The following is a 16,777-nucleotide window of genomic DNA, read 5'->3' as shown; positions in this document are numbered from 1 at the left end:
ACCTTTCCAGTCTAATCTATCTTTCTTTTATTTTTTCTTAGGTGAATGGATGGCCATTCCTAAAACATCCGCAAATGCTTCGTACATCACTTCAGAGTAGGTTGGGTGTCCGTGGATAGTCTTCAGCATTTCTTCAACAGTGATTTCCATTTCGATAATGCTTGATGCCTCGTTAATCAATTCTGCAGCTGCAGGACCAATGATATGGACACCAAGGATTTCTCCGTATTTCTTATCAGCGATGACTTTTACGAAACCTTGTGCTGCATCTGAGGCAATGGCACGACCGTTTGCGGCAAAGTTGAATTTACCGATAGCAACATCATATTTCTCACGAGCTTGCTCTTCTGTTAAACCGACTGCTGCTACTTCAGGAAGAGTGTAGATAGCTGCTGGAGTCAAGTTCAACTTAGCAACAGCATGGTTTCCTTTAAGGGCATTTTCAGCGGCAACTTCCCCCATACGGAAGGCTGCGTGCGCTAACATCTTAGTACCATTAATATCACCTGGTGCGTAGATACCTGGAACAGAAGTTTCCATGTATTCGTTGACCTTGATACGACCACGATCCAATTCAAACTCAACCTCTCCAATACCTTCAAGGTCTGGCACACGACCAATTGAAAGAAGAGCTTTGCTTGCGATGATATCATCTTTTCCTTCAACCTTGATACGAAGTTGACCATTTTCCTCGACGATTTCTTGCAGTTTAGTACCAGTCAAGATGGTCATTCCTTTACGCTCAAGGATCAAACGAAGGTTCTTAGAAACTTCAGCATCCATAGCTGGTACGATACGATCCATCATTTCGATAACAGTCACTTTTGAACCAAATGTCATGAAGGCTTGACCGAGTTCGATACCGACAACTCCACCACCGATGATAACAAGGCTTTCTGGTACTTCATTCATTTCAAGAATGTCATCACTAGTCATGACAAGTGGAGATTCCATACCAGGGACGTTGATCTTGCTGACTTTTGAACCACCAGCAAGGATGATTTTCTTGGTTTCAAGTAATTCAGAACCATTTACCAAAACATTCTTATCTTTAGTGATGGTACCAATTCCCTTGTGAACAGTAACTCCGTAGCTACGAAGCAGACCTGCAACTCCGCCAACTAAAGTATTAACAACCTTAGACTTAGTTTCAAGGAGTTTGTCCATATCAACAGTGAAGTTTGGATTTTCGATGACGATACCACGGTTTGCGGCATGACCGATATTCTCGATGATTTCAGCGTTATGAAGGTAGGTCTTAGTTGGGATACAGCCACGGTTTAAGCAGGTTCCACCGAGTTCAGATTTCTCAACAAGGGCAACCTTACCACCAAGTTGGGCAGCTTTAATAGCTGCAACATAACCAGCAGGACCTCCACCAATCACAACGATATCAAAAGCATCATCGCTCTTACCATCATCGTTTGAGGCACTTGCTGCAGGTGCTGGGCTAGCTTCTGGCGCTGCTGCTCCAGCTGTTGGGATGTTTTCCCCTTCTTCACCAAGGTAACCGATAACTTCCGTTACAGGGACAGTTTCACCATCTCCTTTGAGAATGGCAATCAAATAACCATCTTCTTCGGCTTCCAATTCCATGCTGACTTTGTCAGTCATGATTTCCAAAAGGATTTCTCCTTCTTTTACAAATTCTCCGACTTTTTTATTCCATTGGACGATTTGTCCTTCTGTCATATCCACGCCGGCTTTTGGCATAATTACTTCTAAGGCCATGTCTTCCTTCCTTTTTCTATATCTTAAAAATGAATATTCTTGCTCTTAAATCAACATTGAGATTGGATTTTCAATCAATTCTTTCAAGTCTTTCATAAACTTAGCACCAGCCATACCATCTACGACACGGTGGTCAATGGTTAATCCTAGACTCATGATTGGGCGAATCACAATTTCACCATTGACGACAACTGGCTTCTCAATTGTCGAACTCACACCAAGGATAGCTGAGTTTGGTTGGTTGATGATCGGACCAAAGGACTGAACGCCAAACATTCCCAAATTACTGATAGTAAATGTTGAATTTTGCAGTTCACTTGGAGCCAATTTACCATCCAAGGTACGGCCAATCACATCTTTAAAGGCTACAACCAGTTCTGAAAGACTCATCTTCTCAGCATTGTAAACAACAGGTGTCATTAATCCATTATCCATACCAACTGCCATCGCAAGGTTGACATAGTTGTGAGTGATAATGGTCTTGCCATCTTCTGTCAATGAAGCGTTGATGTATGGGTGTTTCATAAGAGTCTTAACAACCGCAAGTGAAAGAAGGTCTGTTACAGTAGTCTTCTTCCCAGTTGCTTCCATGATTGGCTCCAGAACCTTCTTACGAAGAGCCAACATTTCCGTCATATCAACTTCATAGTTGAGGGTGAAGGTTGGAGCAGTTAGGTAAGATTCAACCATACGTTGGGCAATAACCTTACGCATTGGTGTCATTGGAATACGCTCAATTTCACCGTATGGTGTTACATTATCAGGAACTTCTTCCACTTTTTCAATCTGGGCAGGAGACTTGATGGTATCGTTTTCGATATTTTCAGGAAGCAAGGCTAAAACGTCCTTCTTCATGATTTTACCACGATGACCCGTTCCTTGGATTTCCTGCCAAGCAATATTATGTTCGAGGGCAATTCGTTTTGCAAGTGGCGAAATGCGAACCACGTTTGTGTCTTTATAAGTTTCCACGTCTTCTTTGTGGACACGACCGTTTGCACCTGAGCCAGAAACATCGTAGAGGTTGATCCCTAAATCATCCGCTAACTTTCTAGCTGCAGGAGTCGCTCTTAGCTTGTCATCAGCCATGACCTCTCCAATTCTATACTAAGATATTAAGGACGCAGAGGGCAATGAAAAAATAGGAGATTGACGATGTGTTCGATGAACACAAGGAAATCTATCTTTTTTTCGCAGACCTCCGTCCGAATTCAATTAAATGATACAAAGGGCGTTTAAAAGCGACCGAAAAATAGGAAATCGACGATGGCTTCGATGAAGCCAAGGAGATTTATCTTTTTCCGAGCTTTTAGCCCGTGTTCAACTCTACAAGTAACTTGGACACGGAACGTATCTCAAGTTACTACGGTTGCCGCTATCAGGCGGTCAACCTAGTAGACTTACTAAGTCGTTCGTCGAATATTATCGATTCGACTCCCTCCTGTCGCAACTTTGCAAGTAACTTGGATACGTAATGCATCTCAAGTTGCTACGGTTGCCGCTATCAGGCGGCCAACCTTGTAGACTGACTAAATCTTTCATCGGTTATTATCGAACCAACTCTTCTTGTGACAGGATACGATTTTTACATAATTTATCTTATGTGATCCTATTCTTTGTTATAGGTTTTACGGATGGCATCTTTGATGCTTTCAACTGTTGGAATCATTGCATTTTCTAGGTTTTGTGCATAAGGCATCGGCACATCTTCTCCTGCGCAACGGCGGATTGGTGCGTCTAGATAGTCAAATGCTTCTGATTCTGAAATAATTGCTGAAATCTCTCCGATATAGCCACTTGTTTTGTGGGCATCGTTGACCAGAACAACCTTACCAGTCTTCTTAACTGAGTTAATAATGATATCCTTATCAAGCGGAACAAGTGTACGTGGGTCAACAATTTCAACAGAAATTCCCTCTTCAGCCAATTCTTCAGCAGCTTGAACCACACGGCGAAGCATTTTTCCGTAAGTAACAACTGTTACATCCGTTCCTTCGCGTTTGATTTCCCCAACTCCAAGTGGAATTGTGTAGTCTGGATCAACTGGCACTTCCCCTTTTTGGTTAAATTCTGACTTGTACTCAAGAATAATAACTGGGTTGTTATCACGGATAGAAGACTTGAGCAGTCCTTTCATGTCAGCAGGTGTACCTGGAGCCACAACCTTAAGTCCAGGAATATGAGTAAACCAAGACTCTAGAGATTGCGAGTGCTGGGCTGCAGAACCAACTCCGTTACCTGCTGCACAACGGACAGTCATTGGAACCTGACCCTTACCACCAAACATATAACGTGTTTTAGCAGCTTGGTTGACGATATTGTCCATGGCAATAACCGAGAAGTCCATGAAGGTCATATCGACGATTGGACGAAGTCCTGTCATGGCTGCTCCTGCTGCTGCTCCAGAGATAGCAGCTTCAGAAATCGGACAGTCACGAACACGTTCTGGACCAAATTCTTCAAGCATTCCGACAGAAGTACCGAAGTCTCCTCCAAAGACACCGACATCTTCTCCCATCAAGAACACATTTTCATCGCGACGCATTTCCTCAGACATAGCAAGGATAATGGTGTCACGGAAGGACATTGTTTTTGTTTCCATTTTATCTCTTTCTCCTTAGTCTGCGTAAATATCTTCAAATGCTGATTCAAGCGGTGGGAATGGACTTTCTTCCGCAAATTTAACAGAAGCTTCTACTGCTTCCTTGACTTGCGCTTGGATTTCTTCCAATTCTTCGGCACTTGCAATAGTGTTTTCAATGAGGTACTTGCGAAGGTTTTCGATCGGGTCTTTTTGTTTCCACAATTCGACTTCATCACGTGTACGATATTTACCAGGGTCAGATGATGAGTGACCAAGCCAGCGATAAGTTACACTTTCAATCAAAACTGGACCATTGCCACCACGAACATGATCTACAGCTTTCTTAAATCCTTCATAAACGTCTATGACATTGTTTCCATCTTCGATGAACATTCCAGGAATTCCATATGCTGCACTACGTTGATGGATATGTTCCACGTTAGTCATTTTCTTGATATCAGCAGAGATACCGTAACCGTTGTTAATGCAGTAGAAAATAACTGGCAGTTTCCAGATAGAGGCCATATTTACTGCTTCGTGGAAAACACCTTCGTTGGTCGCACCATCTCCAAAGAAGCAGACTACGATTTTTCCAGTGTTTTGCATTTGTTGACTAAGGGCTGCACCGACAGCGATCCCCATACCACCACCTACGATACCATTGGCACCAAGGTTCCCAGCATCAAGGTCGGCGATATGCATAGAACCACCTTTACCTTTACAAGTTCCAGTGTATTTACCAAGGATTTCAGCCATCATTCCGTTGAGGTCAATTCCTTTGGCAATAGCTTGTCCGTGACCACGGTGGTTTGAGGTAATTAGATCATCTGGGTTGAGAGCCAACATAGCACCCACATTAGCTGCCTCTTCTCCAACAGAAAAGTGCGTCATTCCTGGCACTTTCCCTTTCTTTACTAATTGCGCAATTTTTAAGTCCATACGACGGATTTCTTCCATCTTACGGAACATCTCTAGCAAAAGATTTTTATCTAAAGTTGACATCTTCTTGCCTTTCTAAGTTTCTTCTTACCTTACTATTTTACCGTTTTTGGCAAATACTGTCAAAGTTTTTCTAAAGAAAATTTCACAAAATAAAAAAGAAACCCCCATGAAAACAAGGGATTTTCTTACAAAGAATATTTTTTCACAAACTTTTTAGCGTTTAGATTTTTCTACAGATTCAAATCTCTTCATAATCACTGTTAAACGCCAACGGTAGAGCGCTCCACTTACGATTAGACTAATAATCAAACCGATCCAGTAAGAATAAGCACCAAAATCTGTTAGGGAATCAAAGACCATAGCTACTGGGATTGCTGCACCCCAATAACCAACCAAACCAAGGTAAAAAGGAATCACTGTATCCTTATACCCTCGTAAAATTCCCTGAAGCGGTGCCGCAAAGGTATCTGCTAACTGAAAGAAAAGACTATAAGTTAAAAAGCGCGCTGTCAATTCAATGAATTCTATGTCGTTACCATAAAGACTAGCCACATTTCCCCTAAAAATGTAAAGAAAGGTTAAGGTAAAACCTGCAAAAATAAGGGCTGTCCATCTTCCTAGACCAATATAAGTTTTCGCATCATCAAATCTCTTGGCTCCCACTTCATAGGAAACAACAATAGCCATAGCAGATGAGATACTCATAGGAAAGGCATACATGAGAGTTGAAAAATTCATAGCTGACTGGTGACTAGCGATAATCAAGGAAGAGAACTTAGCCATAATCAAGCCAACCACGGAAAAGATAGCCACTTCCGCAAAGACAGTTCCCCCAATAGGCAGACCTAAGCGAACTCCTTCCTTAATTTTATCCATATTAAGTGGAATTCGTTTCTCAAGGTGTAAGGCTTTGAGCTTCTCCTGTTTAAATAAAACCAGAACAGAAATCCCAAGCAAGACCCAGTAGGCCAAGGATGTTCCTAAACCAGCACCAGCCCCTCCCAGTTCTGGAACACCAAAGGCCCCGTAAATCAAGAGGTAGTTAAATCCACTATTGAGAGGGAGTAACAAAAGCATGAGGTACATGGACAGTTTGGTCAAGCCCAGCGAATCCAGCAAGGAACGAATGACACTAAAAAGCAATAGGGGGATAATTCCGATAGATAAAAACCAAAGATAGCGAACCGCTACTGCCGCCACCGGTGCTTCTAGTCCGATATGATTCAAGATTGGTGGTGCCAGGAAAAGTACCATTCCCAGCAAGAGCACAGATAGACCCAAAGCCAGATAGATGAACTGGTAAAAATCAGACGCAACTTCTTCCTTTTTACCTCGCCCAAGATGGTGACCAATGATGGGCACCAGGGCTGACACAATCCCTGTTAGGAATGTAAAGAAGGGATTCCAGATACTGGTTGCCATCGACACACCAGCCAAATCCATAGTATTGTATTGACCTGTCATAGTCGTATCAACAAAGGAGGCAGAATAATTGGCAAATTGATAAATCAGGATAGGGAAAAATATCTTTAAAAATAAGATAAACTTGTCTTTAAAATGATGAGTCTGGTACATATAGGCTCTCTATTCTTTTTGTTTACAGAGCAGACTTCCACCTAGTTTTGATAGACGATTTGTCCCTTACAGATGGTATATTTAACCTGCCCTTTTAAGGTTTCACCGATAAATGGTGAATTAGCTGCTTTCGAAGCAAAATGGGAGTCCACAAGGCGATCAGCCTTAGCGTCAAAAATAGTGATATCTGCTGGACCATTCTCAGCCAAGTAACCTGCTTCAAAGTTGTAAAGCTTGGATGGGTTGTATGTCATTTTTTCAAGTAATTCCATCAAGCTTAACTCACCAGCTTCCACCAAATAAGTTAAACCGAGAGAAAGAGATGTTTCCAAACCAGTCATACCAGATGGCGCTTTGGTAATATCTTCGACATTTTTCTCATCTGCATGATGAGGCGCGTGGTCAGTCGCGATAACTGTGATGATACCTGATTTAAGACCTTCGATAACAGCACGACGGTCTGATTCCAAACGAAGCGGCGGATTCATCTTAGCATTGCTACCTTGTGTCAAAAGGAGCGCTTCGGTCTTGGAGAAATGCTGTGGCGCTACTTCTGCTGTGACTTGCGCACCCAATTTTTGAGCAAACTCCACTACTTTAACACTTTCTTCCTTAGACAAATGCTGGATATGAACATGGGCCTTAGTTGCGTAGGCAATCATGACATCACGCGCCATCATAGCGTACTCAGCCACCCCAGTCGCACCGCAGATATGGAAATGCTCTTTAGCAATATTTTCATTAAATCCAAGAATACCGTTCAATCCTGGATCTTCCTCATGAAGACTAATAAAGGTGTTGAGTTTTTTGGCTTCCTCCATGGCTTCCTTGACTACTTTACTGCTTTCAAGTGGAATACCGTCATCTGAGAAACCAACCGCACCAGCTTCTAAAAGTGCCTTAAAGTCAGTCAAATCTTCCCCATTAAAATTCTTAGTAATGGTCGCAACCGTCTTAACATTAATCTTCTCTTTGGCAGCTGACTGGAGAACTTCTTGCAAAGTCTCAACATCTGAAATGGTTGGACTAGTATTAGCCATCATAACAACAGTTGTAAAACCACCTGCAGCGGCTGCTAGGGCACCAGTATGGATGTCTTCCTTGTGGGTCTGACCAGGTTCACGGAAATGAACATGGATATCAACCAAGCCAGGAGCAACTACAAGACCAGTAGCATCAATTATCTCTGCTCCTTCTTCTTTAATCTCAGGCGCAATTTTGATAATTTTCCCATCTTGAACTAAGACATCACAAACTTGATCCAAACCAGACTTGGGATCCATAACACGACCATTTTTGATTAGTAGCATCTGCTTTCTCCTTTATTCATAAAAATCAACTTGGGTATCCAACAATTTATCCCCATCATAAACAAACTTGGCTGAAAAGAAGGGTTTATCTTCTAAAAGCCACCCAACAAAGGTATGGTCACCTTCCCAAGTCGGCTTACTCAAAACCTCGTCATAGGGGACCCATTCCAGCGTCCCCTCATTGCAATCAATCAAATTCCCCTCAAACTCCGTCACCTTAAAAACATAGGTGTACCAGTCTAAATCTGGTGTGAATTCAGGAAAAGTGATAACACCTTTTAGAACTGGCTTGGCTTTGAGTCCTGTTTCTTCAAGGATTTCACGTGCTGCACATTCCTGTGGAGTCTCACCACGCTCCAGCTTACCACCCACACCAATCCATTTCCCTTCATGGACATCATTTGGCTTCTTATTACGATGGAGCATGAGCAGTTCTTTCCCGTTATCAATGTAGCAAATTGTCGCTAACTGAGGCATATTTTCTCCTTATCTAAGCCAATCGATTGGCTCTTGTCCTGTTTCTTTTAAGAATGCATTGGCCTTGGAAAAAGGCTTGGAACCCCAAAATCCTCTATAAACTGACAAAGGACTGGGATGGGCTGATTCGATAATCAAGTGATGAGGATTGGTAACTAAGGCCTTCTTCTTACGTGCATAAGCTCCCCAGAGTACAAAAACGACTGGTCTATCTAGATGATTGACCACCTGAATCACAGCATCTGTAAAAAGCTCCCATATCTGACCAGCATGACCATTGGCCTGTCCAGCAGGAACAGTCAAACAAGCATTAAGAAGCAAGACTCCTTGCTCAGCCCAAGCTGTCAAATCATGAGATTTCTTAACCCCAATATCATCTGACAATTCTTTCAATATATTTTGCAAGGATGGTGGAGCAGGGATAGAGTCAGGTACAGAAAAACTCAAGCCCTGCGCTTGACCTGGCCCGTGATAGGGATCTTGCCCTAGAATCACCACCTTCACTTCTTCAAGCGGTGTTTTCAAGAGAGCCTGAAAAACCTTTTCCTTAGGTGGATAAATAGTCCCCTGAGCATAGACCTGCTCCATAAACTGATTGATTTTACCAAAATAACCCTCAGGTAATTGCGCCTTAATCAAAGCATGCCAAGACGAGTGTTCCATAGCCAACTCCTTCATTTTTACTGCCTCTATTATAGCAAAAAGTGGCTATTGAAACCACTTTTTACAGTTTATCTAGGAGATCTAGAAGAGCTTGATAAGACTCAACTTCATAAGTCGGCTGGGCTTGTGTGTGATTTTCGAGGTGATGAGGATTGTACCAGATAGTGTCAATCCCAGCATTATTGCCACCTTGAATGTCGGCGGTTAGAGAATCTCCAATCATCAGCGTCTTTTCTTTGCTAAAAACTTCAATCTGCTGACCAATTTTTTCATAAAAGAGAGCATCCGGTTTTTGTGTTTGTAGCTGTTCAGAGATAAAAACTTGATTGAAATAAGGTGCCAGACCCGATTGAGCCAAGCGCCCTGTCTGAATGGCAGTAATACCATTTGTCGCAGCATATAAGTCATAATCACGCTCGATGAGGCTATCTAAAAGTTCATGAGCACCTGAAAAAGCTTGCCCTTGCTGGGATAGGTAAAACTGGTAACGTTGGGCTAGAAAACTACCGTCTTTTTCCTGTCCAAAGTGAGCAAATAAACGAGAAAAGCGCGTGTTAACCAGCTCTTGTTTACTAATTTTCTTTTGCTCCAAGTCCTTCCAGAGAGCCTTGTTCATAGGAACATAATAGTCCTTATAAGCCTGAATATCCGCAACTCCTTCTTCTTTTAGAAGTTGGGTCAAAGCCACATCCTCAGCAGCATCAAAATCAAGAAGAGTGTGGTCAAGGTCGAAGAGTAGAAATTTATAGGACAATTTGAGAGTTTTCCTTTCTAAGATAAACAACTTTCACTTCAGCCAGTTGTTTAATGTAAAAACTTAAAAGTGATATAGTATCACAAAGAATAATCGTTCCAATTGATTAACTAATTCATACTATTCTAGTCAAGTTTATTTTTATTATAGAGAAATCTTCTATAAATTCGAGCAATAGTTAAAATAAATACGGAGACTACCCCTATAATAGTTAAAACTGATTTTCCTACCCCTGTTTCAGCATTTATTATGTAAGTGTGAAATAAAGGTGCTAGACCTAGCAAAACATATAAGATGTAGAAAGTTAATTTTATCTCTCCGATACCAGCAAAAAAATGTTTCATTTTAAATATCCCAATTTTACCTTTCATCTTTATAATCCACTAACAGATCTATTGACTTCTCATTTTTTTGAATAATCTTGACAGCAAATTTACTCCACTTAATGCCACTAAAACTTCAATGGGCAAAAAATAGTAATCCCATATCAAATGAGAAATCAGCAATGTTAGAAATAGTATACAGTCAATATAACTATTCTGAAAATACTCTGTAATTACATAATACAGAAATACCACAACCATCAAAATTAAAACAACCATCATAATACTATCATCCTGTTCTTAATTTATTGTCACTTTTTCCATCCCATTCATCAATAGCATTAAAAAATCCAATCAATAAATGATTACATACTCACTAATACTATTCTAAAATTTAATTTTTTTGGGGATTTAGTAACGCAATTCCAATTAGTAATACACCTAATATAAATAAAAGTATTTCCCAAAATTTATTCTCAGTTTTAATAAGAGGAATAAGATACATGCTGACTAATATGGAACTTACTCCTAAAAGAGCAAAGACCACTCTGACCTTATCACTTAGTTTAAACATATTTAATTCCCCATAAAATAAGCAGTAGCTACGTTTACTGTAACATTCCCCGTCTTTATGTAGAGATAATCTCCCATCAAGACACCTCATCTCTTCTTACTCAATAGCAGCATAATTATTTGGTGATACGAGTTTCATAAGATTTCTCCTCTTTAACGTTGCATGGTTAGGATAGTTCTCCAATAAGTAATCGTCGACTGCGTTTAAAGCACTTTGTTACCTAGATAAGATATCCTTTCTCTACCTGATTTGATTTTAAAGAGAACTAAGATTTAACCATATCTATCTCACTTCTTATTTTTAAATAACTCATACTCTTTTTCTCTGATAAAGGGAAGTGAAAAATTAGAAAAAATTAGTAGAATTGAAAACAGATATTCGTCTTTTTGTATCACTAAAACATAACCTAAAAATATATAGACAATCATATCTAGTACAAAAAGAGAAAATATCCTCCTTTTCATTACCTTACTTGTCTTAAAAATTCTGTTTAATAGAACTTTTATCGTCGTATCTACACAAATTTTTATCAAAAAGATAAGAGTCAATACACGATTATCAACTGTACCATGAAGAATAAATGGAAATATAGTTAATATAAAACTAGAAATCTCTAAATATTTTATCCAAGGAGATTGAGACATCTTACTTTTAAACTGACTGATTTTCCTATACTCGCTAGCTAATCTAGTATCAAAATCTCTACCAATTTTATTAAAGATTAAGAACTCCAGGATAAAAATACTTATTAATACGATATAAGTAGAAACGTTTCCTGGGAAAAATTTATTGATTAAAATTGGAAAACTCATTAACAGAATCGAGTTTATAGCCAAACAAATGGATACTATTTTATTCTTCACAGAGTATATAGGTAACGATACTATTGAATAGAGAAATGCTAAAAAAATAAGCAAGATATACTTAGTGCTGCTAATTAGCGGCGCCCTTAATGATAAAAAAAGATAGGCACCCCATACGATGATATGCGCTTTACGAATCGACTCTAGATTACTCATCTACCTACTCCTAATATGTAAAAGGAATCCATTTTTAGCTCACATTCTCATTCCAACAAGTCATAAACGTTTCATGATATTTCCTTCTTTTACATTAGGTAAAGTTGAAATACATTTTTTGCAAGTGAAAATATTATTATTATTTGAAAACCCCAAATATCTATCCCTCTTCTAGACCTAAACCAAGTCAGATTAAAGATACAAATATAATGGTAAGGCTTTCTTTTACTTTAGACTACCATAAAACAAGGAATCTTTCAACAAAATTCATTGGCAAACTACTATTCTAGAAGATTGACAGTTCAAATCTTTCAGAATAGAACAATTCTATCTATCGAATACCCTAACTTCATAAATATCCATGTAATTCTAGATCTAGAATTCCTATAAACTAAATGTTTTCGTACTATTCTAAGCCATTGATAACCTTAAATGTTAATTTTTGAAGAACTCTAAAGCTAGAATTACTCTAAACAAGGAAAACTAAGATATTCGAAACTTAGAAAAACACATACACACATCAACTACTACACTTACAATTCTTCTGATGTGCTTTGAGTTTTTTCAGAGCCCAATCATAATGACTGGAGGTGCTACTGATAAAGTAGGAACCTAGACTTGTCCCTCCTGTCCACTTATAGACACCTTTGGTAAAGAGTTCGTCATTGCTAAAAACTTCTATCAACTCTAAAACCTCTTTATGCGATTGCTCTAATAGTCTAGTCGCTTCTTCTAAAGAAGTTTTCTGGTGCTTCTTCCAAAAAGCATCATTCATTTGTCCATAAGTTTTCCAATTATAAGACTCAGGGAGAAAAGGTCTTTCGTGACCTTCTTGATTAGAATGGACCCAAGTCAAAAGTAACTGCTGCCATTCATAAAGATGAATCAGGACATCTCTTAGATTCTTATCCCTTTTCCAGTGAGCTTCTTTTTTCTTTGAGTCTCTTGAAAAATCAAATGGAGTCTGTAGCTCATCTTCACTTAGTTGGGAGATGAAACGATTGAGCTTTTCATAGTTTTCCTTAGAGGCCAGCATTAGCTCCTCTTTTGTTTTTGGTCTAGGCACAGGAGTACTCCCTTCATATCTCTAGTTATTATTAGAAATTTTTTATCCTTTAAATCTCTATAACTTATCCTTTAATTTCTCAACAAAGAGATAGGCTACCGGACAGGTCAAAGTATTCTTAATCGTCAAATGGTTGATTTGATGGATCTTTTTGCGATCTGTATGGGGGAACTCTCGACAGGCCTTTGGACGAACTTCATAGATGGAACAGAGATTATCTCCTCCTAGAAAGGGACAAGGCATGGATTTAAAAACCTTATCACCATCTTCATCTACCTGCAAAAACTCTGCTTCAAAAGCAGGTAATTTCATCTTAAAGTACTTGGCGATTCGTGTAATATCCGCTTCTTTAAAGTCAGGCCCCAATGTCTTGCAACAGTTGGCACAGGCCGTACAATCAATCTCCTCAAAGACTTCTTGGTGAATCTGTTGGGCTATCTTATCTAGATTTTTTGGTGGCTTTTTCTTTAAATTGGCTAAAACTTTACGGTGCTCCTTTTGCTTTTGCAAGGCTAGCTGATGGTAATACTCAATATCAATTTCTTTAGACATAATTTCTTTCTAATTCAAGCATTTTTGTCTATTATACCATAAACACTGCCCCTTTTATGCCCCTCGAAAACAAAAATAGCCCTTCGGATAAAATCCGAGGGGCTAGAAACGTTGTTAAATCAACGGCCGAACTTTTGAATTTCAAGGTTCGGGATAAAATAGTTCACTGAACTATTTTATTTTTTCAAGTTGTAGAATGATTTCAATCCACGGTATTCTGCTACTTCACCAAGTTGGTCTTCGATGCGAAGCAATTGGTTGTATTTAGCGATACGGTCTGTACGTGAAAGTGAACCAGTCTTGATTTGTCCTGCGTTAGTTGCAACTGCGATGTCAGCGATTGTTGAATCTTCAGTTTCACCTGAACGGTGTGATACAACTGCAGTGTAACCAGCTTCTTTAGCCATTTCGATAGCTTCAAAAGTTTCAGTAAGAGTACCGATTTGGTTAACTTTGATAAGGATTGAGTTAGCAGCACCTTCTTGGATACCACGTGCAAGGTAGTCAGTGTTTGTTACGAAGAAGTCGTCACCAACAAGTTGTACTTTCTTACCAAGACGTTCAGTAAGAGCTTTCCAACCTTCCCAGTCGTTTTCATCCATACCATCTTCGATAGTGATGATTGGGTATTTGTTAACCAATTCTTCAAGGTAGTCGATTTGTTCTGCAGATGTACGAACAGCAGCGCCTTCACCTTCAAATTTAGTGTAGTCGTAAACTTTACGTTCTTTATCGTAGAATTCTGATGAAGCACAGTCAAATCCGATAAATACGTCTTTACCTGGAACATATCCAGCAGCTTCGATAGCAGCAAGGATAGTTTCAACACCGTCTTCAGTTCCTTCGAAACGAGGAGCGAATCCACCTTCGTCACCTACGGCAGTTTCCAAACCACGTGATTTAAGGATTTTCTTAAGAGCGTGGAAGATTTCAGCACCGTAACGAAGAGCTTCTTTAAATGTTGGAGCGCCAACTGGCAAGATCATGAACTCTTGGAAAGCGATTGGAGCGTCAGAGTGAGAACCACCGTTGATGATGTTCATCATTGGAGTTGGAAGAACTTTAGTGTTGAATCCACCAAGGTAGCTGTAAAGTGGGATTTCAAGGTAGTCAGCAGCAGCACGAGCTACAGCGATAGACACACCAAGGATTGCGTTTGCACCCAATTTACCTTTGTTAGGAGTACCGTCAAGAGCGATCATAGCACGGTCGATAGCTTGTTGATCACGTACATCGTAGCCGATGATAGCTTCAGCAATGATGTTGTTTACGTTGTCAACAGCTTTTTGTGTACCAAGACCACCGTAACGAGATTTGTCACCGTCGCGAAGTTCAACTGCTTCGTGTTCACCAGTAGAAGCTCCTGATGGAACCATACCACGTCCGAAAGCACCTGATTCAGTGTAAACTTCTACTTCAAGTGTTGGGTTACCGCGTGAGTCTAGGACTTCGCGAGCGTAAACATCAGTAATAATTGACATTTTTTACTCTCCTTATGAGTTAAATTTTTTACACCTCTATAATACCTTAAAAGCCCTCCTTTTTCAAGAAAAAACGTTATCTTTGTGCAAATTTTCCTTAACTTTATAAAGTAATCGCTTTCTTTTGTCTGTTTTATTCTAACTTTTATGATATACTGTTTTCATGACAGATTTATCAAAACAATTACTTGAAAAAGCTCATGGTGGAGCAAAATTAAATCCGGATGAGCAAAGACGCTATCTTGGTACTTTTGAGGAAAGAGTTCTTGGATATGCAGATATTGATACAGCAAATAGCCCTCAGTTAGAAAAAGGTTTTTTATCTATTTTAGAAAATCTTCAGGAAAAAACAGAGCCACTATTTGTGAAGATTTCACCAAATATCGAATTTGACAAGCAAGTTTTCTACTTGAAAGAAGCAAAAGAAACTGATAGCCAAGCCACAATAGTTTCTGAAGACCACGCTTCTTCTCCTTTTGGCCTGATTATCCATAGTAATGCACCAGTACAAGTAGAAGAAAAGGACCTTCGACTTGCTTTTGCAAAACTTTGGGAAGATAAAAAGGAAGAACCAGCCAAAACATCCATCTGGAAAAAATGGTTTGGCTAAATCTTGTGCATATTTAATAAATGCCCAATATTGTTAGCCGTGTGTTCCAAATAGAGACTGGCATTTTTCAGACTATCTTCTAAAGGTTCACTTTTCTCCAAAATAGAAAAGGCAGCTTGGATATTTTCAAATGGTAAGGGAGGTAAATCCTCAGCAAGACTACCACAAATAGCAATGACAGGAACTCCGACAGGGGTTCTTTTTGCAACACCAATAGGCGCTTTACCTGATAAGCTTTGACGATCTAGCCTTCCTTCTCCTACAACAACCAAGTCAGCATGTGAAACTTTCTTATCAAAGTTGATTAGGTTCAAGCAGGTATCAATTCCCGACACGATATTTGCCTGAGCAAAGGCACACAAACCGCCAGCAATGCCTCCACCAGCTCCTGCTCCTTTTATTTCCAATATTGCAGGTGAGATTTTTTCATAAAAATCTTGTATTGCCTGATCTACGACTGCAAACATAGTAGGATGTAAACCTTTTTGCTTTCCAAAAGTGTAGGTCGCACCTTGAGGACCACATAAGGGACTCACGACATCTGCTAAAATACGAATTTGAACATCTTCAGGAATTTCATAGCGATTTTCTGTTGACATAGATGCTAAGTTTAATAAGGACTGACCGCAAGCCGGCAAGACATTTCCATCCCTATCATAAAATCGATAACCTAAACCAGCAGCAATCCCCAGTCCTCCATCATTACTGGCCGTTCCACCAACGCCGATATAGATTTCTTTAATCCCTTGAGCAATGAGATGACGAATCAACTCTCCAATACCACGAGTTTGGATTTTAAGTGGATTTCGTTTCTCTAGCGGAATCTTTTCAAGGCCAACTAAATCAGCAACTTCAAATAGCGCCAGTTCCCCTTTTTGAAAATAGCGCATGGCTTCTTTTTGTCCAAAAGGTCCTGTCACTTGCATCCATTTTTCTTCTAGGTCAAGAGAATGTCGAATAGCATCAACAGTACCTTCTCCCCCATCACCAACAGGGCAGAGGATACAGTCTACATCTGCTACCGATTGTTGGAAGCCTCTTTTTATTGCTTCAGCTACCTGTTGAGCGGACAAGCTTTCCTTAAACGAATCCGGTGCAATTACAATCTTCATATTT

At 39.7% G+C, this 16,777-nt stretch carries 18 protein-coding genes; 1 reads left to right on the top strand and 17 read right to left on the bottom strand.

Going from position 1 to position 16,777, the window contains the following annotated elements; genetic code table 11:
• Nucleotides 1-27: 27 nt before the first annotated feature.
• The 16 genes from lpdA to eno form a co-directional block, all read right to left on the bottom strand.
• A complete protein-coding gene (lpdA, locus tag N8M95_RS01270; protein ID WP_261031134.1) occupies nucleotides 28-1,731 on the bottom strand; it encodes a dihydrolipoyl dehydrogenase in 1,704 nt (567 codons plus the stop codon).
• Between the two features lie 45 nt (nucleotides 1,732-1,776).
• On the bottom strand, nucleotides 1,777-2,820 hold the full coding sequence (locus tag N8M95_RS01265; protein WP_000752716.1) for a dihydrolipoamide acetyltransferase: 1,044 nt from the start codon (nucleotides 2,818-2,820) through the stop codon (nucleotides 1,777-1,779).
• Nucleotides 2,821-3,340: 520 nt separating this feature from the next.
• Nucleotides 3,341-4,333 carry an alpha-ketoacid dehydrogenase subunit beta gene (locus tag N8M95_RS01260; protein WP_000448714.1) on the bottom strand — a complete coding sequence of 331 codons (993 nt, stop codon included), beginning with the start codon at nucleotides 4,331-4,333 and terminating at the stop codon, nucleotides 3,341-3,343.
• Between the two features lie 15 nt (nucleotides 4,334-4,348).
• Nucleotides 4,349-5,317, bottom strand: a complete 969-nt coding sequence (locus N8M95_RS01255; protein ID WP_261116442.1) for a thiamine pyrophosphate-dependent dehydrogenase E1 component subunit alpha — start codon at nucleotides 5,315-5,317, stop codon at nucleotides 4,349-4,351.
• A gap of 153 nt (nucleotides 5,318-5,470) precedes the next feature.
• The gene (gene pdrM, locus N8M95_RS01250; protein WP_261116441.1) at nucleotides 5,471-6,832 is read right to left on the bottom strand and encodes a sodium-coupled multidrug efflux MATE transporter PdrM; all 1,362 of its coding nucleotides are present in this window, start codon (nucleotides 6,830-6,832) and stop codon (nucleotides 5,471-5,473) included.
• Nucleotides 6,833-6,873: 41 nt separating this feature from the next.
• Complete coding sequence (locus tag N8M95_RS01245; RefSeq protein ID WP_261116440.1) at nucleotides 6,874-8,142, bottom strand: dihydroorotase; 1,269 nt, start codon at nucleotides 8,140-8,142, stop codon at nucleotides 6,874-6,876.
• Nucleotides 8,143-8,154: 12 nt separating this feature from the next.
• Nucleotides 8,155-8,619 (bottom strand): NUDIX hydrolase, encoded by a 465-nt coding sequence (locus N8M95_RS01240; protein ID WP_001135778.1) that lies wholly within the window; start codon nucleotides 8,617-8,619, stop codon nucleotides 8,155-8,157.
• A gap of 9 nt (nucleotides 8,620-8,628) precedes the next feature.
• Nucleotides 8,629-9,282, bottom strand: coding sequence for a uracil-DNA glycosylase (locus tag N8M95_RS01235; protein WP_261116439.1), 654 nt, complete (start codon nucleotides 9,280-9,282; stop codon nucleotides 8,629-8,631).
• Between the two features lie 61 nt (nucleotides 9,283-9,343).
• A complete protein-coding gene (pynA, locus tag N8M95_RS01230; RefSeq protein WP_261116438.1) occupies nucleotides 9,344-10,036 on the bottom strand; it encodes a pyrimidine 5'-nucleotidase PynA in 693 nt (230 codons plus the stop codon).
• Between the two features lie 125 nt (nucleotides 10,037-10,161).
• The gene (locus tag N8M95_RS01225) at nucleotides 10,162-10,380 is read right to left on the bottom strand and encodes a hypothetical protein (RefSeq protein WP_261116595.1); all 219 of its coding nucleotides are present in this window, start codon (nucleotides 10,378-10,380) and stop codon (nucleotides 10,162-10,164) included.
• Between the two features lie 48 nt (nucleotides 10,381-10,428).
• A complete protein-coding gene (locus N8M95_RS01220; protein ID WP_033688775.1) occupies nucleotides 10,429-10,641 on the bottom strand; it encodes a hypothetical protein in 213 nt (70 codons plus the stop codon).
• Between the two features lie 112 nt (nucleotides 10,642-10,753).
• A complete protein-coding gene (locus N8M95_RS09340; RefSeq protein WP_314725957.1) occupies nucleotides 10,754-10,933 on the bottom strand; it encodes a hypothetical protein in 180 nt (59 codons plus the stop codon).
• Between the two features lie 287 nt (nucleotides 10,934-11,220).
• A complete protein-coding gene (locus N8M95_RS01215) occupies nucleotides 11,221-11,952 on the bottom strand; it encodes a hypothetical protein (protein WP_261116437.1) in 732 nt (243 codons plus the stop codon).
• A gap of 520 nt (nucleotides 11,953-12,472) precedes the next feature.
• Nucleotides 12,473-13,018 carry a ClbS/DfsB family four-helix bundle protein gene (locus N8M95_RS01210; protein ID WP_084949822.1) on the bottom strand — a complete coding sequence of 182 codons (546 nt, stop codon included), beginning with the start codon at nucleotides 13,016-13,018 and terminating at the stop codon, nucleotides 12,473-12,475.
• A 57-nt stretch (nucleotides 13,019-13,075) separates the two neighbouring features.
• Nucleotides 13,076-13,570 (bottom strand): YkgJ family cysteine cluster protein, encoded by a 495-nt coding sequence (locus N8M95_RS01205; RefSeq protein WP_261116436.1) that lies wholly within the window; start codon nucleotides 13,568-13,570, stop codon nucleotides 13,076-13,078.
• A gap of 176 nt (nucleotides 13,571-13,746) precedes the next feature.
• Nucleotides 13,747-15,051: a surface-displayed alpha-enolase gene (gene eno, locus N8M95_RS01200; protein WP_006597394.1), complete on the bottom strand. Its 1,305-nt coding sequence runs from the start codon at nucleotides 15,049-15,051 to the stop codon at nucleotides 13,747-13,749.
• Between the two features lie 163 nt (nucleotides 15,052-15,214).
• On the opposite strand from eno, the gene N8M95_RS01195 reads away from it, so the two are divergent.
• Nucleotides 15,215-15,661 carry a DUF1694 domain-containing protein gene (locus tag N8M95_RS01195; protein WP_084949816.1) on the top strand — a complete coding sequence of 149 codons (447 nt, stop codon included), beginning with the start codon at nucleotides 15,215-15,217 and terminating at the stop codon, nucleotides 15,659-15,661.
• Here the strand turns inward: N8M95_RS01195 and N8M95_RS01190 are convergent.
• Nucleotides 15,658-16,773 (bottom strand): glycerate kinase, encoded by a 1,116-nt coding sequence (locus tag N8M95_RS01190; protein ID WP_261116434.1) that lies wholly within the window; start codon nucleotides 16,771-16,773, stop codon nucleotides 15,658-15,660. The two genes, N8M95_RS01195 and N8M95_RS01190, sit on opposite strands and share 4 nt — an antisense overlap.
• Nucleotides 16,774-16,777 lie beyond the last annotated feature (4 nt).

This window comes from Streptococcus mitis (assembly GCF_946190325.1).
GTDB lineage: Bacteria > Bacillota > Bacilli > Lactobacillales > Streptococcaceae > Streptococcus > Streptococcus mitis_CF.
This window is presented reverse-complemented; position numbering and strand designations above follow the sequence as displayed.